The 17575-nt window shown below is 32.7% G+C and carries 18 protein-coding genes and 1 tRNA gene; 16 read left to right on the forward strand and 3 right to left on the reverse strand.

Going from position 1 to position 17575, the window contains the following annotated elements:
- Positions 1-55 precede the first annotated feature (55 nt).
- The 3 genes from AC1Q5Z_RS15725 (at position 56) to AC1Q5Z_RS15735 (ending at position 2034) form a co-directional block, all read left to right on the forward strand.
- Complete coding sequence (locus AC1Q5Z_RS15725; RefSeq protein ID WP_492445839.1) at positions 56-541, forward strand: GNAT family N-acetyltransferase; 486 nt, start codon at positions 56-58, stop codon at positions 539-541.
- An 84-nt stretch (positions 542-625) separates the two neighbouring features.
- The gene (prmC, locus tag AC1Q5Z_RS15730; RefSeq protein WP_198858288.1) at positions 626-1492 is read left to right on the forward strand and encodes a peptide chain release factor N(5)-glutamine methyltransferase; all 867 of its coding nucleotides are present in this window, start codon (positions 626-628) and stop codon (positions 1490-1492) included.
- Between the two features lie 23 nt (positions 1493-1515).
- Positions 1516-2034: a hypothetical protein gene (locus AC1Q5Z_RS15735; protein WP_492445842.1), complete on the forward strand. Its 519-nt coding sequence runs from the start codon at positions 1516-1518 to the stop codon at positions 2032-2034.
- A 20-nt stretch (positions 2035-2054) separates the two neighbouring features.
- On the opposite strand, the gene AC1Q5Z_RS15740 is transcribed toward AC1Q5Z_RS15735, so the two are convergent.
- Positions 2055-3299: an ABC transporter permease gene (locus AC1Q5Z_RS15740; RefSeq protein ID WP_343588778.1), complete on the reverse strand. Its 1245-nt coding sequence runs from the start codon at positions 3297-3299 to the stop codon at positions 2055-2057.
- A gap of 242 nt (positions 3300-3541) precedes the next feature.
- Between AC1Q5Z_RS15740 and hisS the strand changes: the two genes are divergently transcribed.
- From hisS to AC1Q5Z_RS15800, 12 genes are all read left to right on the forward strand, one after another.
- Entirely contained in the window at positions 3542-4966 is a 1425-nt protein-coding gene (gene hisS, locus AC1Q5Z_RS15745; RefSeq protein WP_492445844.1) for a histidine--tRNA ligase, read from the forward strand.
- Positions 4967-5222: 256 nt separating this feature from the next.
- Positions 5223-5293, forward strand: a tRNA-Trp gene (locus tag AC1Q5Z_RS15750).
- 331 nt (positions 5294-5624) lie between these two features.
- On the forward strand, positions 5625-6203 hold the full coding sequence (locus AC1Q5Z_RS15755) for a nucleotide exchange factor GrpE (RefSeq protein WP_492445846.1): 579 nt from the start codon (positions 5625-5627) through the stop codon (positions 6201-6203).
- 70 nt (positions 6204-6273) lie between these two features.
- A complete protein-coding gene (dnaJ, locus tag AC1Q5Z_RS15760) occupies positions 6274-7383 on the forward strand; it encodes a molecular chaperone DnaJ (protein WP_198858293.1) in 1110 nt (369 codons plus the stop codon).
- A gap of 161 nt (positions 7384-7544) precedes the next feature.
- Positions 7545-8474: an ABC transporter ATP-binding protein gene (locus tag AC1Q5Z_RS15765; RefSeq protein WP_198858294.1), complete on the forward strand. Its 930-nt coding sequence runs from the start codon at positions 7545-7547 to the stop codon at positions 8472-8474.
- Positions 8475-8553: 79 nt separating this feature from the next.
- A complete protein-coding gene (locus AC1Q5Z_RS15770; protein WP_198858295.1) occupies positions 8554-9870 on the forward strand; it encodes an ABC transporter permease in 1317 nt (438 codons plus the stop codon).
- Positions 9871-9982: 112 nt separating this feature from the next.
- Entirely contained in the window at positions 9983-11146 is a 1164-nt protein-coding gene (locus AC1Q5Z_RS15775; RefSeq protein WP_198858296.1) for a sigma-54-dependent transcriptional regulator, read from the forward strand.
- Between the two features lie 88 nt (positions 11147-11234).
- Positions 11235-11894, forward strand: coding sequence for a DEAD/DEAH box helicase (locus AC1Q5Z_RS15780; RefSeq protein WP_289057541.1), 660 nt, complete (start codon positions 11235-11237; stop codon positions 11892-11894).
- An 85-nt stretch (positions 11895-11979) separates the two neighbouring features.
- The gene (locus AC1Q5Z_RS15785) at positions 11980-12795 is read left to right on the forward strand and encodes an alpha/beta hydrolase (RefSeq protein WP_492445850.1); all 816 of its coding nucleotides are present in this window, start codon (positions 11980-11982) and stop codon (positions 12793-12795) included.
- A 13-nt stretch (positions 12796-12808) separates the two neighbouring features.
- Entirely contained in the window at positions 12809-13027 is a 219-nt protein-coding gene (locus AC1Q5Z_RS15790) for a putative signal transducing protein (protein ID WP_091133675.1), read from the forward strand.
- Positions 13028-13082: 55 nt separating this feature from the next.
- Complete coding sequence (locus AC1Q5Z_RS15795) at positions 13083-13904, forward strand: Cof-type HAD-IIB family hydrolase (RefSeq protein WP_492445852.1); 822 nt, start codon at positions 13083-13085, stop codon at positions 13902-13904.
- A gap of 6 nt (positions 13905-13910) precedes the next feature.
- Positions 13911-14441, forward strand: coding sequence for a GNAT family N-acetyltransferase (locus AC1Q5Z_RS15800; RefSeq protein ID WP_198858299.1), 531 nt, complete (start codon positions 13911-13913; stop codon positions 14439-14441).
- Between the two features lie 78 nt (positions 14442-14519).
- On the opposite strand, the gene AC1Q5Z_RS15805 is transcribed toward AC1Q5Z_RS15800, so the two are convergent.
- A complete protein-coding gene (locus tag AC1Q5Z_RS15805; protein ID WP_198858300.1) occupies positions 14520-15044 on the reverse strand; it encodes a hypothetical protein in 525 nt (174 codons plus the stop codon).
- A gap of 486 nt (positions 15045-15530) precedes the next feature.
- On the opposite strand from AC1Q5Z_RS15805, the gene mtaB reads away from it, so the two are divergent.
- The gene (gene mtaB / locus AC1Q5Z_RS15810) at positions 15531-16865 is read left to right on the forward strand and encodes a tRNA (N(6)-L-threonylcarbamoyladenosine(37)-C(2))-methylthiotransferase MtaB (protein WP_343588774.1); all 1335 of its coding nucleotides are present in this window, start codon (positions 15531-15533) and stop codon (positions 16863-16865) included.
- Between the two features lie 180 nt (positions 16866-17045).
- On the opposite strand, the gene AC1Q5Z_RS15815 is transcribed toward mtaB, so the two are convergent.
- Positions 17046-17558: a hypothetical protein gene (locus AC1Q5Z_RS15815; protein WP_278020635.1), complete on the reverse strand. Its 513-nt coding sequence runs from the start codon at positions 17556-17558 to the stop codon at positions 17046-17048.
- Between the last annotated feature and the right edge of the window lie 17 nt (positions 17559-17575).

A 17575-nucleotide genomic window follows, 5' to 3' on the forward strand; every position in this document is an offset into this window, starting at 1 on the left:
GTAGTATTCAAAACTATCTTTACTTTTGTGTTTATAATGATTTAGAATAAAAAAAATGGTAAATTGGCTTATACGAGCAATTAAAAAAGAAGACAATCAAGCAGTTGCAAGTTTGATACGTTCTGTCTTTGATGAAATGGAAATTCCAAAAGTTGGAACAGCATATGAAGATCCTTATTTAGATTTGATGTTTGAAGAATATGGCAAACCTAAATCGGTATATTTTGTTGTCGAAAATGACGGAGAAATTGTAGGCTGCGCTGGAATTGCGCCTTTAGAAAATGGAAATCCAGAAATTTGCGAATTGCAGAAAATGTATTTTTTGCCCAAAACTAGAGGTTTAGGAATTGGAACACAGATGATGGAGAAATGTTTAGAACAAGCCAGAATTTTTGGTTTTGAAAAATGTTATATCGAAACTATGCCATTTATGCATTCTGCACAAAAGTTGTATAAAAAATCCGGTTTTGAATATTTAGATGCGCCGTTAGGTTGTACAGGGCATAATTCTTGTCCAGTGTGGATGTTGAAAGTTTTGTAGAAAAGTTGTAACAAATCTTAACAAACAAGACTTATTGAAGGGTTAGAATCAGCTTTGGCTGAATAAAATATTCAAAAAAATAAAATGAAAATTAAACAATATCGTACTCAGTTTATTAAAGAATTAGCTCCTTTTTACGATGCGTACGAAGCGGAGAGTTTTTTTTATTTAATTCTGGAAAATAAACACCAGCTTCGTCAGATTGATTTAGCTTTAAATCATGAATTGACTTTTGATGAGAATGATTTTGTGGTATGGGATGAACTTCTAAAACAACTTAAAAAAGAAGTCCCGATTCAGTATTTGCTGGGGAAAACAAATTTTTACGGTTTAGATTTTGAAGTCAATGAAAATGTTTTGATTCCAAGACCTGAAACTGAGGAATTGGTCGAATGGATTATTAACGAAAATACAAGTCGAGATAAAAATAAAAAAATAAGAATTCTAGATATTGGAACGGGAACGGGCTGTATTGCGATTTCGTTAGCAAAAAATCTTCCCAACGCAGAGGTTTTTGGAATTGATGTTTCTAAAAAAGCTATAGAAACTGCCAAAAGAAATGCTGTGGCAAATAATGTAGATGTTACTTTTATGTTGCTGAATATTTTAGAAGCAGAAGAATTTTCTAATCAGTTTGATATTATTGTTTCAAATCCGCCTTATGTTCGAAATCTGGAAAAAGTAGAAATCAAAAAGAATGTACTGGATTATGAACCACATTTAGCACTTTTTGTAGAAGATAATGATCCGCTTATTTTTTATAGAAAAATTGCTTCTTTGGCACAAAACGGACTTCAGAAAAAAGGGAAATTATATTTTGAGATCAATCAATATCTTGGAAAAGAAATGATTGAATTACTAGAAAATATGAGTTTTGAAAACGTTGAGCTTCGAAAAGATATTTATGACAATGATCGTATGATTTCGGGTAAGGTTTTGAAAGACTTATAATTTGATAATTCAGTTAGTATCTTATGGAATATCGAACTAACCCCAAAGAAAACTATATTGTAATTGATGGTTATTTTTCGTTAGACGGAATTAAATCTGTTAAAGATGTTGTTGAAAAACGTTTTGAAAATCGATTAAAAACAAATTTCTATAATGATTTTATGAATTGGTCTAAAGCTGAAAATGAAATTCTGTTAGGAACATTTCGAGCGTCTGCTGCTTGGCCTATAAGTACAGATTTAGGATGTATTTTTGATTTTCGTAATCCAGACGAATTTGTTTATCAGGAATTTAAACTTATTCATTCTTTGGTGAATGGATGGATTCCAGCAGAAAACACTTCGATAGGAAATAATCATATTTTAGCTGTAAGGTTTGAGAGTAAAATACCTGAAATACTACATAAACTTTATGAAGAAAATGAGTATTACCCAAAGGCTCCAATTGGTTGTCTTCAGTTAGGAGTGTGCTGCAAGAATGATTTTCCAATTATATTAGAAAATATAAAGAAGAGTCGTTTAAAAAGTAAAAACGATTATTAGATTGAAGCCTGCGACTACAGCTATTCGTAACGCAACGCTTCAATAGGGTCTAGTTTTGAAGCTTTGATTGCTGGATAAAGACCGGAAACCAAGGCAACACAAAAACTAGTCGCAAAAGCGGCAAAAATGGCCATCCACGGAATTACGAAAGAAAAACTCATTGCGGTTGCTATAGCAAAGCCAAGTAGAATTCCTAAAACAATTCCAACCAAACCTCCAATTTGACCAATTAATAAAGTTTCTATAAAAAACTGAAAAGCAACAGTAGATCTTTTGGCTCCCAAAGCTTTGCGAACACCAATTTCTCGAGTACGTTCTGTAACCGAAACAATCATAATATTCATTAAAGCTATTGAAGACCCTAAAATAGTGATAATAGAAATAGTCCAAGCTGCCAATCCTAAATATTGTGTGATGCTCAGAATTCGGTTAATTAAGTCATCGCTGCGTACTATGCCAAAATTGTTGTCGCGTACAGGACTTAACTTGCGAACTCTTCGCATTGTACTTGTAGCATTATCTATGGCTTCATCTAAAACTTCTTTTTTTGAAACCATCACACTAATGGTGTAATTGATATTTGGAGCTGTAAATAAAGATCTTGCAACTTGAATAGGAATTAAAACTCGTAAATCCTGACTGTTTCCAAACGTAGATCCTTTTTCTTTAAGAACGCCAATTACTTTAAATCTTGCACCTCGAATAGAAATTATTTTATCAATTGGATTTATATCTTTTAAAAGTCCTTTTTCAAAATCAGAACCCACAATGCACGAATAAGTGTTGTTCTCAATGTCAAATTGATTAAAACTTCTTCCTAAACTGGTTTCCAGTCCAGAATTGGTAATAAAATGTTCATCAACTCCAACAATTGTAATTTCTGGATCTGTTTTTTCGCTTAAATATTTTACTTCAGCAGTTGTAGTTGCGGTAAAAGAGAGAGAGGTTTCGGTAAACGGATATTTGTATTTGTTTTTGAAGGCAACAGCTTCTGGATACGAAATAATTGGATTGATGACTTCGCGTTCTCTCCCGCCACGGTTTCGAACTTTATTTTCGTATTGGTTAATGTTAAAAGTATTAGCTCCCATCGAAGCAAAATCGCTAGAAATAGTATTTTCTAAAGCAGAAACAACAGTCAAGATGCCAACCAAAGCCGTAATACCTATTGCGATAATTAAAACGGTAAGAATAGTACGCAGAATTTGTGTTTTGATAGAACCAAAAGCAATTCGGATATTTTCTTTAAATAATTTTAGCATCATGACCAATTTGTCACGAAAATACGTTTTTTGTTACAAGTTTGTTTTCCAAGTGTTATTATTTATTTTAAAAAGTAAGATATTTGCAGACTTAAATTAAGTCGTAAGTTGGAAAATCATAAAGCCGAAAGTCTAAAGAACCAACAGTCTTAAAAAAATCTGGGAATAAAGTAATATTATAAGATTTTTAGATAAAGATTGGAACAATCTAAAATCTAAAATCAACAATCTAAAATAAAAAGAAGATGGCTTCAAAACCAAGCATACCAAAAGGGACAAGAGATTTTTCACCAGCTGAGGTGTCAAAACGTCAATATATTATTCAAACGATAAAAGCTAATTTCGAAAAATTTGGTTTTCAGCCAATCGAAACGCCTTCGTTTGAAAATTCAGATACCTTAATGGGGAAATATGGAGAAGAAGGAGACCGTCTGATTTTTAAAATTTTAAATTCAGGTAACTTTTTCTATAATAAAAGTAAAATTGAATTGCCAGAATCAATTGAAGAATTGCAATTGAATTCTGCTGAAAAAATAACTTTAGAGCAAAGAATCGAATTAAATAAATTCACAGGAAAAATTTCTGAGAAAGCGTTGCGTTACGATTTGACAGTTCCGTTTGCAAGATACGTGGTGCAACACCAAAGCGAAATTGAATTTCCGTTTAAAAGATACCAAATTCAGCCAGTTTGGAGAGCTGATAATCCGCAAAAGGGACGTTTTAGAGAATTCTTTCAATGTGATGCTGATGTTGTTGGTTCAAAATCACTTTGGCAGGAAGTAGAATTGGTTCAATTGTACGATACTGTTTTTACTTCTTTAGGTTTAGAAGGTGTTACAATTAAAATCAATAACAGAAAAATTTTATCTGGAATTGCTGAGGTTATCGGTGCTTCTGATAAATTAATTGATTTTACAGTCGCGCTTGATAAATTGGATAAGATTGGTGAAGACGGCGTTAAAAAAGAAATGATCGAAAAAGGCATTTCTGAAGATGCTTTAGTTAAAGTACAGCCACTTTTTAGTTTCTCAGGAAGTTTTGCAGACAAAATTGCACAGCTTTCAGACTTATTGTCTTCTTCTGAAGAGGGAATGAAAGGAGTTGAAGAATTGAAGTTTATTTGCGACAATGTTGACGTTTTAGGTCTTTCAACTGCTATTTTGGATTTGGATGTGACATTAGCTCGTGGTTTAAATTATTATACGGGAGCTATTTTTGAAGTTGCAGCTCCAAAAACAGTTGCTATGGGTTCTATTGGCGGCGGAGGAAGATACGACGATCTGACTGGTATTTTTGGTTTGAAAAATATGAGTGGTGTCGGAATCTCTTTTGGATTGGATAGAATTTATCTAGTTTTAGAAGAATTACAATTATTCCCGGAAACCGTTGCCGCTACATCAAAAGCACTATTCTTGAATTTTGGAGACAAAGAAGCTTTATATGCTTCAAAAGCGATTCAGAAATTAAGACAGGAAAATATAAAAGTGGAATTATATCCTGACAGTGTAAAAGTTGGAAAACAATTTCAATATGCAGATAAACGTTTAATTCCTTTTGCAGTATTGGTTGGAGATCAGGAAATTAATTCAAATTCATATACGCTTAAAAATTTAGTGACAGGAGAACAGGTTTCTGTAGATTACGAAGGTTTGAAAAATGCATTAATCTAAGAATCAGATTTAAAAGACTTTGGTTCGCGCAGATTTGAGCAGATTTAGTTTGAATTTTATATGGATGAAATCTACGTTAATCTGCCTAAATCTTTTTAAATCTACGTAAAATATTGAAAAATATTTTGCAGAGTTAACTGTCTGAAACAAAAGTTTTTGCTTGATATTCCTTGAGTTTAAAGGGCTTTCTTTTAAAATCTCTGTCTGAAATAATTGCCAGTAAAGAAAAAAAGCTTTTAATTTGCGACCTCAAGTTACGGGCGTAGTTCAAGGGTAGAATAGCGGTCTCCAAAACCGTTGATGGGGGTTCGAATCCCTCCGCCCGTGCAAAAATAAGAAATGACAACTTTGTCATATAAAGCTCAAACATAAAAAAAAGCTTCGTCTCTATAGGCGAAGCTTTTTTTAATATAAGGTAAACTTGAATTAATAATTATTTTAGAGGCCGAAGCCAACCCTTAAATTCAATTTTTGGTGGTAATAATTTATGTTATTGGTCTCAAAGATAAGATAAACTAAAACGTAATAGTCTTAAAATTATAATAAATTTTTTCTGGGCAAATGCGTTTTTTTAAGTGGCTCATAATTAATAAAGTGACAATTTGACATTTTATAAGATTTGGCAGTACTTTTGCAATCCAACAGAAAGAAATAAAAAATGAAGTTTAAGAATATTTTTAAAAATAAAAGTGATATGACTACGGAAAATACAGAATTCGATCAGGAATTAGATGATGCAACGATAGAGACTAACGCTAATGGAGAGCAATTAATTGTTGAAGAATTAAGTGTTGAGGAGCAATTAGCTCAAGACTTAGCTAAAGAAAAAGATAAGTTTTTGAGATTATTCGCCGAATTTGAAAATTATAAAAAAAGAACTTCAAAAGAGCGTCTTGATTTATTTAAAACAGCAAACCAAGAAGTTTTATTGGCGATGCTTCCAGTTTTAGATGATTTTGACAGAGCGACAGTAGAGATCAACAAGTCTGAAGATGAGAATTTGAAAAAAGGTGTTGAGTTGATTCACGAAAAATTGAAAAGCACTTTAGTTTCTAAAGGTTTAGAGCAAGTTGAAATTCAGGCAGGAGATGCTTTCAATGCTGATATTGCTGAAGCAATTACTCAAATTCCAGCACCGTCTGACAAACTGAAAGGAAAAATTGTTGATGTTATTGAAAAAGGATACAAATTAGGAGACAAAATTATTCGTTACCCTAAAGTTGTTGTAGGAAACTAAAAAATGCAATAAGAATTTCAAATGCATTTTTGGATTTTGGAATTTTTAAGATTTGGAACTTAATCTAATTATGAAAAAAGATTTTTACGAAATACTAGGCATTTCAAAAAATGCTGACGCTGCCGAAATTAAAAAAGCATACAGAAAAAGTGCTTTAAAATACCATCCTGATAAAAACCCAGGCGACAAAGAGGCAGAAGAAAACTTCAAATTGGCAGCAGAAGCTTATGAAGTTTTAAGTGATCCGCAGAAAAAAGCGAAATACGATCAGTATGGTCATCAAGCATTTGATGGTTCTGGCGGATTTGGTGGTGGTCACGGTGGTATGAATATGGATGACATTTTCAGCCAGTTTGGTGATATTTTTGGTGGCGGATTTGGTGGTTTCGGAGGCGGAGGCGGAGGCCCTCGTCGTGCGAAAGGAAGCAATCTTCGAATTAAAGTAAAATTGACTTTAGAAGAAATTGCAAATGGAGTAGAGAAAAAAGTAAAAGTAAAACGTAAAGTTCAGGCAAAAGGCGTAACGTATAAAACTTGTACGACTTGTAATGGTCAAGGACAAGTTATGCGTGTAACCAATACCATTTTAGGAAGAATGCAATCTGCGTCTACTTGTCCTACTTGTGGTGGTTCTGGTCAGATTTTAGATAAAAAACCTTCTGAGGCAGATGCTCAAGGAATGGTTCAAGAAGACGAAACAGTATCAATCAAAATTCCTGCAGGAGTTGTTGACGGAATGCAGTTAAAAGTTGCTAACAAAGGTAACGATGCGCCAGGAAACAGTATTCCAGGAGATTTAATTGTAGCGATTGAAGAAATTGAACACGAATTCTTGAAACGTGAAGGTGAAAACGTTCACTTCGATTTATATATCAGTTTCCCTGAAGCAGTTTTAGGATCTTCTAAAGATATTGAAGCTATAAACGGAAAAGTTCGTATTAAATTGGAAGAAGGAATTCAGTCTGGAAAAATCTTAAGATTAAAAGGAAAAGGAATTCCAAGTTTAAATGGTTACGGAAGCGGTGATTTATTGGTTCACGTAAACGTTTGGACTCCAAAAACATTAAATAAAGAGCAAAAACAATTCTTTGAAAATGCTTTAAACGACGAGCACTTTGTTCCAAGTCCAGAGAAATCAGAGAAATCATTCTTTGAAAAAGTAAAAGATATGTTCTCATAATCTAAACTTTTTTAAAAGGTTATAATAAAATAAAAACCCATTCTAGTATAAATTAGAATGGGTTTTTTGTGTAATATAACACAATTTTGCTTCGAATTATTTACTTTTACAGTCGCTGAACCTTAATTGGTAAAGTGACGCAGTAAATCCTTAAAAATAGCATGAGTAACTTACTTGAAGTACATAAGGTCGTAAAAAAATACGGCGATTATGTAGCACTTAACGAAGTTTCATTAAATGTGCCAAAAGGCAGTATATATGGACTTTTAGGTCCGAATGGAGCCGGAAAAACTTCCCTTATCAGAATCATAAACCAAATTACATTGCCAGATAGTGGCGAAGTAATTTTGGATGGAGAAAGATTGCAACAAAAACACGTACAAACTATAGGATATCTTCCAGAAGAAAGAGGTCTTTATAGCTCGATGAAAGTGGGCGAGCAATGTTTGTATTTGGCACAAATGAAGGGACTTTCTAAAGCCGAAGCTAAAAAGCAATTGGATTATTGGTTTGATCGTTTAGGAATTCAAGGTTGGTGGAATAAAAAAATCCAAGAGCTTTCCAAAGGTATGGCACAGAAAATCCAGTTTGTTGTTTGTGTTTTACATAAACCAAAATTGCTGATTTTAGATGAACCTTTCTCAGGATTTGATCCCGTTAACGCAAATATTATTAAGGATGAAATTCTAGCTTTGAAAGAACAAGGTTCTACAATTATTTTCTCTACTCACAGAATGGAAAGTGTTGAAGAAATGTGCGAACACATAGCTTTAATTCATAAATCAAACAAATTGATTGAAGGTAAAGTGGCAGACGTAAAACGCCAATTTAGAACCAATAGTTTTGAAGTTGGGATCTTGACTAATAATGTTGAAGGTTTGATGTATGATATTACACAGAAATTTACAGTTTCGCCTGCGAGTTTTAAATCTTTAAACGATGATTTAAAATTAAACATTCAGATCGGAAATGCTTCACCAAATGAATTATTGCATGTACTGACACAACGAGGACAAGTAACACATTTTGTTGAGAAAATTCCAAGTGTAAATGATATTTTTATTCAGACAGTAACTGAAAACAAAATTTAAAAATTCCAATATAGAAATTCTAAATTCTAGGCTTTTAAAAGTTGGAATTTGGGATTTAAAATTTGAAAATTAATTATTTATGAGTATTATCTCGTTGATTATAAAAAGAGAATTTATTGCCAAAGTCCGCAATAAATCTTTTGTTGTCATGACTTTTTTGAGTCCGCTTTTGTTTGTGGCTATTGCTGTTTTTATTGGCTATTTGAGTTCAATGAAAGCAGAAACAAAACGTATCGCAATTCATGACGAAACTGGAATTTTTATTTCAGATTTTTTAAAGGAAAATAAAAAAGGAGCCGAATTTAAATATTTGAATTTATCTGAAGTTGATGTCAAAGCTTTAAAAGACAGTATTACCAAAGAAAATTTCAATGGATTAATTGTCATTCCGAAAACAAAAAATAATAAAGATTTAGAAAGTAAAGTCGAGTTTATTTCTAACAATAGTCCAAGTATTTCTTTTATCGAAAATACGCAGGATATTATCGGAAATAAAATTACAAAACTAAATCTGGAAGAAGCAAAATTAGACACTTTGGCTATTCAGAAAGCACAGTCAGATGTAAATATTCATTTGGTTAAAGCTTCGGGAGAAGAAAGTTTAAAAGGTTTAAACGAAATTAAAATCGGAATTGGCGGTGCATTTGGTTACCTGATCATGATGTTTATTATCATTTACGGAAATATGGTAATGCGAAGCGTAATCGAAGAAAAAACAAACCGAATTATTGAAATCATTATTTCGTCAGTAAAACCATTTCAATTGATGATTGGAAAAATTGTCGGAACTTCATTAGCAGGTATTCTGCAATTTATAATTTGGGCCATAATTGGTTTAGGATTAATGTTTGCAGCCTCGGCATTTTTTGGAGTAAATGTAGGGCCAGCTGCGAGAATTTCTCCAGAAATGATGCAAACCGCACAACATGAGTTTTCGGGATCTGCACAAATGTACATTGCCGAATTATGGAATTTGCCAATTGCAAGTATTTTAATCGGATTTGTAATTTATTTTATTGGAGGATATTTTCTGTACAGTTCGTTTTATGCAGCAATTGGAGCCGCAGTTGACAATCAGACCGATTCTCAGCAATTTCTGCTTCCAATTTTAATGCCTCTGATTTTGAGCGTTTACATAGGATTTTTTACAGTAGTCAATGATCCTCACGGAAGTGTTGCGGTTATCTTTTCAATGATTCCGCTAACTTCACCAATTGTAATGTTAATGCGCATTCCGTTTGGCGTGCCGTGGTGGCAAATTGCAATTTCGGTATCATTATTGTTTGCTACATTTTTCCTTGTGGTTTGGTTTGCTGCTAAAATTTACCGAGTAGGTATTTTAATGTATGGCAAAAAACCGACTTGGAAAGAATTGTATAAGTGGCTAAAATATTAACTTTTAAAGTTGCTAAGATATTAAGGTTCTAAGATGCTAAGTTTTTTTTTTAGCTTCTTGCAGAAAAACCTCAGTACCTTAGCATCTTAGAACCTTAGAACCTCAAAAAGAAATGAGTAAAATACTAATTGTCGAAGACGAAGCAGCGATCAGAAGAGTTTTGGTAAAAATTTTATCAGAAGAAAATGATTCATATCAAGTTGATGAAGCTGAAGATGGAGTTGTGGGACTTGAAAAAATAAAAAACAACGACTATGATTTGGTTTTGTGTGATATCAAAATGCCAAAAATGGATGGTGTTGAGGTTTTGGAAGAAGCTAAAAAAATAAAGCCAGAAATTCCGATGGTAATGATCTCTGGTCATGGCGATATGGAAACTGCTATTCAAACGATGCGTTTGGGAGCTTTTGATTATATTTCGAAACCGCCAGATTTGAATCGTTTGTTAAATACTGTTCGTAATGCTTTAGATAAAAAACAATTAGTAGTTGAAAATAAAATTCTAAAGAAAAAAGTCAGCAAAAACTACGAAATGATTGGTGACAGCGAATCAATTAATCATATAAAAGTGATGATTGATAAAGTTGCCCCAACAGAAGCCAGAGTTTTGATTACGGGACCAAACGGAACAGGAAAAGAATTAGTAGCACATCAATTGCATGAAAAAAGCGAACGTTCTACTTTTCCTTTAATCGAAGTAAACTGTGCCGCAATTCCAAGTGAATTGATTGAAAGTGAATTGTTCGGACACGTAAAAGGTGCTTTTACATCGGCAGTGAAAGATCGTGCTGGAAAGTTTGAAGCAGCAGACAAGGGAACTATTTTCTTGGATGAAATTGGAGACATGAGCCTTTCTGCGCAAGCGAAAGTTTTACGTGCGCTTCAAGAAAATATGATTACGAGAGTTGGAGCTGATAAAGACATAAAAGTTGATGTGCGTGTTGTAGCGGCAACGAATAAAGATTTGAAAACAGAAATTGCAGAAGGCCGTTTCCGCGAAGATTTATACCATCGTTTGGCAGTCATTTTAATTAAAGTTCCGCCATTGAATGAAAGACGCGATGATATTCCTGCTTTGATTTCGCATTTCACAGAAAAAATAGCTTCTGAACAAGGAAATGCTGTTAAGTCGTTTTCGGCACAAGCCATTAAATTATTACAAGAATACGACTGGACAGGAAATATTCGTGAGCTTCGAAATGTAGTAGAAAGATTGATCATTTTGGGAGGAAGCGAAATCTCAGAATCAGATGTGAAAATGTTCGCAAGCAAATAGGCGCTTCGCGGAATAAGCTATAAGCTTTAGGCTTTAAGCAAAAAAAAGACACAATAAATTTGGCCTAAAGCCTAAAGCTCAAAAAAAAATGAAACTAAAAAAAATAAACGAGAAATTACAAGACGCTTTAATTGAAAATGGCCTGACAGAAGCCAACGCTTTACAGTTGGAAACTTTTTCTACCATAAAAAGTGGTGCTGACTGTGTTATTATTTCTCCAAAGGGAAGTGGAAAAACTACTACAATTGTTTTAAATGTAATTCAGCAATTGGCTGGCCAAACAGAAGAATCTCCTCGAGCTCTGATTTTTGTTGAAGACAAAGCAAAGGTTCTGGAAATGGTTGAGCTTTTTAATAAATATGGAAAATACACCGATTTGGAAATTTATGGTGTAAATGAAAAAGGCGACATGGATTACGATAAAAACTACGTTTCTACAGGAGTCGATGTTTTAATTGGAACACCAACTAAATTAAACGATATGTTTAGTACGGCGGGGTACAATGTAAATCGCCTAAAAATGTTTATTGTGGATGATGCAGATCCGATTTTGAAACTGCGTCACGATCCAAAAATCACACGTATTTCAAACAGTATTGCTAAAGTGCAGCGAATTATCTTTTCTGAAGCTTTGACCGAACGTATCGAAATTTTGGCAGATAAAATCATGGTAGAACCTTATTTATTTGACATGGATGAAGACGGAGAGGAACTTGATGAAGAGGACGACGATATTGAAGAAGAGTAATATATAGTGACAGTTTGCAGTGGCAGTTTACAGTAATAATATTGTAAACTGCCACTTTTACTTAAATTTAATCAGAAATCAATCAATGGAAATTTTTAAAACAATTAAATTCTTGTCAATTGTACTTTTGTGCTTTTTTCTTGTTCTTTATGTTTTAGCGATTTCTTATGTGTATTTTAATCAGGTAGGGTTAGTTTTTCACGCTTCTCGATTGCCTAAAGATTATAAGTTTGATTATCAGCAGAAATTCGAAGAAATAAATATAAAATCGTTTGATGGAACAATTTTGAACGGATTATTATTTAAGGCAAAACAGTCAAAAGGTCTTGTTTTTTACCTTCATGGGAATGCTGGAACACTTGAAACTTGGGGTAAAATTGCAAAAATATACACATCATTAGGTTATGATATTTTTATTTTAGATTATAGAAGTTTCGGAAAAAGTGAAGGCGAAATTGAAAATGAAGAACAATTAACGGAAGATATATCAATTGTATATAAAAGGATTTCAAAAAGATATTCTGAAGATAAAATTATAATTGCAGGCTATTCTATAGGTTCTGGTTTTGCGGCAAAATTAGCTTTAGAAAGTAAAGCAAAAGCATTGATTCTTCAGGCTCCGTATTATAACTTTTTAGAATTATCAAGCTCAAGAGTTCCTTTTTTTCCTGATTTTATGAAGAAGTTTAGTTTGGAAACTAATGAATATCTGCCACAAGTAAAAAGTCCAATTTATATTTTTCATGGAACTAGCGATCAGTTAATTCCTCTTGAAAATTCAATAAGGTTAAAAAAGCTTTTAAAATCAAATGCTTATTTTTATCCATTAAAACATCAAGAACATATAGGTGTTAACGAAAATGAAGATTTTCAAAAACAATTAAAAGTAATATTAGAATAAAATAAAGAATGCTATGGGATTAATGAAAGTATTTTCGGGAAGCGAAGTATTAGCAATTGCTTTGCAAGAAAGATTAGAAGAAGCTGGAGTAGAGACAGTAAAAAAAGATAATATTCAATCGGCTCGTTTAGGAGGTTTTGGACAGACAGATTTGGCTGTTGAAGTTTTTATTCAGGAAACTGATTTTGCCAAAGCAAATCCCGTTATTGAAGAATTTAGAATGAGTCTTTAAGAAAAATTATCCGTCTCCGTTTTCAGTCAATATTGATTAAAAACGGAGACGGAGAATGCAAACTATAAAAAAAATGCAATACAAAATGTTAGTGCTCGACATGGATGATACCTTGTTGACAGACGATCATAGAATTTCAGATTTAAACAAAAAAGTAATTTTAGAAGCTCAGGCAAAGGGCGTTTATGTGGTTTTGGCTTCAGGAAGACCAACTACAGCAATGACCGCTTATGCAAAAGAGTTGGAATTGGATAAAAACGATTCGTATATGATTTCGTTTAACGGAGCAATAATTAGCCGTGTAAAAGATGATTTTATTTTGTTTGAGCAAAAGTTAACTGTAGAGCAAATTCATGCTTTATACGATTATAGTGTAGAAAAGAAGGCACATATCATTACTTATTTAGATGATCAAATCATTAGCGAAACAGATTCTGAATTTATTGAGGTCGAAAAAGAAATCACAGGAATGGCACATCACAAAGTTTCAAGCTTTAAAGATTATGTAGACAGACCGGCGGTTAAGTGTATTTTATTGCAAGATCCAGCATATTTAAAGACGTTAGAAAAAGATTTGATGAAGGCCATGCCACATTTAAGCGTTTCGATGTCTAAACCATTTTTTCTAGAAGCAGCACAACAAGGAATTGATAAAGCTGCGAGCTTGAAACTTTTGGCTGAACAGCTCGGAATTCATCAAAGCGAAATTATAGCTGTAGGAAACGCAGGAAATGACTTGACAATGATAGAATATGCTGGTTTGGGTGTTTGGGTTGATAACGTTAATCCTGAGTTACGAGATAAAGCCGATGTAATTGTAGCTTCAAATAATGATGATGGTGTTGCTGAAGTAGTAACACGTTATATTTTAAACTAAACTAAAATGAAAAATCCAATTAAAACGGAACGTCTAATTTTACGGGAACTTGAACTTTCTGATGCTGAAGGAATGTTCGAATTGGATTCTAATCCGAATGTGCATTTATTTGTTGGAAATAGACCTGTAAAACATATTGATGAAAGTATTGAATATATCAAATTTGTTCAGAAACAATACAAAGATCTAGGAACAGGACGTTGGGCTGTTGTTTTAAAAGAAACAAATGAATTTATTGGCTGGTCTGGAATAAAGTTTATTACAGACGAGATAAATAATCATAAAAACTTTTACGAGTTAGGATATCGTTTTATCGAAAAACATTGGGGTAAGGGTTACGCAACCGAAGCGGGAAGAGCTTTTATTGATCATGCTTTTAATGAAATGAAAGTTGAAGTGCTTTATGCTTACGCAGATGCAGGAAACGAAAACTCAAGAAAAATTCTAGAGAAATTGGGCTTTCATTTTGTGAATTCTTTCGATTACGAAGAAGAACTAGAAGTTTGGTACGAACTTAAAAATCCGAACTTACTATAAAAAACGAATTCCAAATCTTTACATACTTAAAAGTCAATAAAGATTTGGAATTAATTAAAGAAGTAATATTTAAAAATATTATTTTTTAGCTACAGAAACAAAGTATTTATTTCCGTCACCCATAGTTAATTTTACACGCTCGTCGCAAAGATCAATTGCAAAATTTGCACTTTCGTAACAGCTGCAAGTTGTGTTTTTGTCTTTAGACATTTCTGTTTTACAGTTGTTGTTTTTAAAGCTTGCTAATTGTGGTGTGTATAAACTAACTAAATCAGTAGAAGCGGTTACTAAAGAAATGATACTTGCAGAATTATTGTTTGTAATTCTATATACAATTCTATCTGTATAGTTTACTTCGTTAACAGTTACTTTACGAATGTAGGTATAAGCTGTAGATCCTTCACCTGGTTCTTTAACTTCAAACTTAAACCCAACTGCACGAATAGCAACATCAAATTGCTGTTGTGAGTTTAAGCTTGCCCAAGTCGTCAATGTACTAATAGTAGGAAATGGATTTGCATTTGCGGCTGGAGCATTAGTTTGCGCTTGCGAACTAAATAAGGTTAAGAACATCAAGCAGATCGTGGGTAAAAATGCTTTCATAAAGCGTGGTATTTGTATTTTAATTTTGCCTACTCTCTTTGGTTTTCGGCTTTCCCATTTCATTTTGTAACACAAAACAACAACATAACGAGTAAAATTCAAAATTGTTATGCCTGAATTATTATTAAATTAATTAAAGCACCGTAAAATTCTTTACTATGAATTTATTGCCAACTGTATTCATAACAATGTAAATGTAAGAAATTTTGAATTTAAAAAATAAAAAAATGTATTTAATCGATAAAATTTGCTTTTAATCGATTGTTTTGTCGTTTTATTCTTATTGTAATGTTAAAATTTGAAAAATGATAGTTTCGTATTTTTTTTAAATAAAAATAAAAAAGTTTAACTTTTGAATGTCTCTAAATTAACATTAGCGCCAAAATATTGATTCGAAGTGAATTAATCGCTTTCTTTTGATGAATATTGTTTGTAAATTTGCAGCCTTAAATTTTTTGACAACGATTTCATTAATTTAAGCAGATTATGGAAAATAGAAAAAAAGTTGCCTTTTATACGCTGGGTTGTAAACTGAATTTTTCAGAGACTTCTACAATTGCCAGAAATTTTAATGACGAAGGTTTTGACCGCGTAGATTTTGAAGAAATAGCAGATATTTATGTCATTAATACTTGCTCTGTAACAGAAAATGCAGATAAGCAGTTTAAGCAAGTAGTGAAGAAGGCAATGAAGCTTAACGAAAAAGCTTTTGTTGCAGCTGTTGGCTGTTATGCACAATTAAAACCCGAAGAATTAGCAGCAGTTGATGGTGTTGATTTGGTTTTAGGAGCAACAGAGAAATTCAAAATCACAGACTATATTCATGATTTGAGCAAAAATGATATGGGTGAAGTTCACTCATGTGAAATTGCTGAAGCCGATTTTTATGTAGGAAGTTATTCTATTGGAGATCGTACAAGAGCATTTTTAAAAGTTCAAGACGGTTGCGATTATAAATGTACCTATTGCACAATTCCGTTGGCAAGAGGAATTTCTAGAAGTGATGCTTTAGAAAATGTTCTAAAAAATGCCAAAGAAATTTCGGCGCAAAATATTCGTGAAATTGTTTTAACGGGTGTAAATATTGGTGATTACGGAAAAGGAGAGTTCGGAAACAAAAAACACGAACATACTTTTCTAGATTTAGTTCAAGCTTTAGACAAAGTAGAAGGAATTGAGCGTTTGAGAATTTCATCTATCGAACCGAATTTATTGAAAAATGAAACAATCGAATTTGTTTCTAAAAGCCGAACTTTTGTACCGCATTTCCATATCCCATTACAATCTGGAAGCAATGATATTTTAAAGTTAATGAAGCGTCGCTATTTGCGCGAAGTTTATATTGATCGTGTAAACAAAATTCGCGAAGTAATGCCTCACGCTTGTATTGGTGTCGACGTAATTGTTGGTTTTCCTGGAGAAACAGATGAGCATTTCTTAGAAACCTATCATTTCTTAAACGAATTGGATATTTCGTATTTACACGTATTTACATACTCAGAAAGAGATAATACAGAAGCGGTAGATATGGAAGGCGTTGTTCCTTCAAATGTTAGAGCAAAACGCAGTAAAATGCTTCGAGGCTTATCGGTTAAAAAACGCCGTGCATTCTACGAAAGCCAGTTAGGAACAAACAGAACGGTTCTTTTTGAAAGTGAGAATAAAGAAGGATACATTCACGGATTTACAGAAAACTACGTGAAAGTAAAAACACCTTGGAATCCAGAATTGGTAAATACTTTGCAAGAAATCAATTTAACTAAAATTGACGAAGACGGAAGTGTACGTTTGGAGTTTTTGAATAAATTGGCGGAAGCTTAATTTTTTTTGAGATAATCCCAAAAGTTATCATATAGTTTGTCATTTCGACGAAGGAGAAATCCCCACAAGTAACTCCGCAACGAAAATCCAATTTTTTGTCGAGCTTCTAGTGAAGATTTCTACTTCGTCGAAATGACAAAAAACAGAAAAGCCCTTTATTAAAAAGGGCTTTTTTTATAACTATTTCTTCTGATCCTCAGGAATTAACAATTTCAAAGAATTAATATAATCTGTATCAAATTCGATCACTCGAATTTTTTCGGGATTAAAACCTAATTCTCCACCAAATTGACCTCGTGTATCTAAAAAATCTATTGTCAATTCTTCGTCGTTTAGACTAATTAATTTTCCTAAATAAGCAGATTTAGATGATTTTTTTGCGATTTGAAAAATGCCGTATTTCTCAGAAATATATTTGATAATAGAAGCTAAATCCCTAATCGGAATAATATCATCAGAATTTATTTTTAAACCTTTTAAACGAATTATTTTCTCAGTAAAAGCCAAATCGTGATCTCGGTTTACAGCTTCAATGTTTTTATTTCTAAGAATAACAAATCCATCCAAAACAAAATCTACAGGATTATTTCTGAGCAAAATCCAGTCGTCAGAATAATCGATTAGAAAACCAGAGAAAACTTGTTTTTTATCTTGAAATTCTATTTCGACTAATTGTCTTAAATATTGTTCCATATTTTTAGTTTTTGAAA

The sequence above is a fragment of the Flavobacterium sp. GW823-FHT06G12 genome, assembly GCF_058794775.1.

Coding starts and splice junctions, on each gene's coding strand:
- AC1Q5Z_RS15805 (WP_198858300.1), bottom strand. CDS start 15,044: ATGAAAGCATTTTTACCCACGATCTGCTTGATGTTCTTAACCTTATTT.
- dnaJ (WP_198858293.1), top strand. CDS start 6,274: ATGAAAAAAGATTTTTACGAAATACTAGGCATTTCAAAAAATGCTGAC.
- AC1Q5Z_RS15755 (WP_492445846.1), top strand. CDS start 5,625: ATGAAGTTTAAGAATATTTTTAAAAATAAAAGTGATATGACTACGGAA.
- prmC (WP_198858288.1), top strand. CDS start 626: ATGAAAATTAAACAATATCGTACTCAGTTTATTAAAGAATTAGCTCCT.
- mtaB (WP_343588774.1), top strand. CDS start 15,531: ATGGAAAATAGAAAAAAAGTTGCCTTTTATACGCTGGGTTGTAAACTG.
- AC1Q5Z_RS15740 (WP_343588778.1), bottom strand. CDS start 3,299: ATGATGCTAAAATTATTTAAAGAAAATATCCGAATTGCTTTTGGTTCT.
- AC1Q5Z_RS15725 (WP_492445839.1), top strand. CDS start 56: ATGGTAAATTGGCTTATACGAGCAATTAAAAAAGAAGACAATCAAGCA.
- AC1Q5Z_RS15770 (WP_198858295.1), top strand. CDS start 8,554: ATGAGTATTATCTCGTTGATTATAAAAAGAGAATTTATTGCCAAAGTC.
- hisS (WP_492445844.1), top strand. CDS start 3,542: ATGGCTTCAAAACCAAGCATACCAAAAGGGACAAGAGATTTTTCACCA.
- AC1Q5Z_RS15815 (WP_278020635.1), bottom strand. CDS start 17,558: ATGGAACAATATTTAAGACAATTAGTCGAAATAGAATTTCAAGATAAA.
- AC1Q5Z_RS15800 (WP_198858299.1), top strand. CDS start 13,911: ATGAAAAATCCAATTAAAACGGAACGTCTAATTTTACGGGAACTTGAA.
- AC1Q5Z_RS15765 (WP_198858294.1), top strand. CDS start 7,545: ATGAGTAACTTACTTGAAGTACATAAGGTCGTAAAAAAATACGGCGAT.
- AC1Q5Z_RS15780 (WP_289057541.1), top strand. CDS start 11,235: ATGAAACTAAAAAAAATAAACGAGAAATTACAAGACGCTTTAATTGAA.
- AC1Q5Z_RS15785 (WP_492445850.1), top strand. CDS start 11,980: ATGGAAATTTTTAAAACAATTAAATTCTTGTCAATTGTACTTTTGTGC.
- AC1Q5Z_RS15775 (WP_198858296.1), top strand. CDS start 9,983: ATGAGTAAAATACTAATTGTCGAAGACGAAGCAGCGATCAGAAGAGTT.
- AC1Q5Z_RS15790 (WP_091133675.1), top strand. CDS start 12,809: ATGGGATTAATGAAAGTATTTTCGGGAAGCGAAGTATTAGCAATTGCT.
- AC1Q5Z_RS15735 (WP_492445842.1), top strand. CDS start 1,516: ATGGAATATCGAACTAACCCCAAAGAAAACTATATTGTAATTGATGGT.
- AC1Q5Z_RS15795 (WP_492445852.1), top strand. CDS start 13,083: ATGCAAACTATAAAAAAAATGCAATACAAAATGTTAGTGCTCGACATG.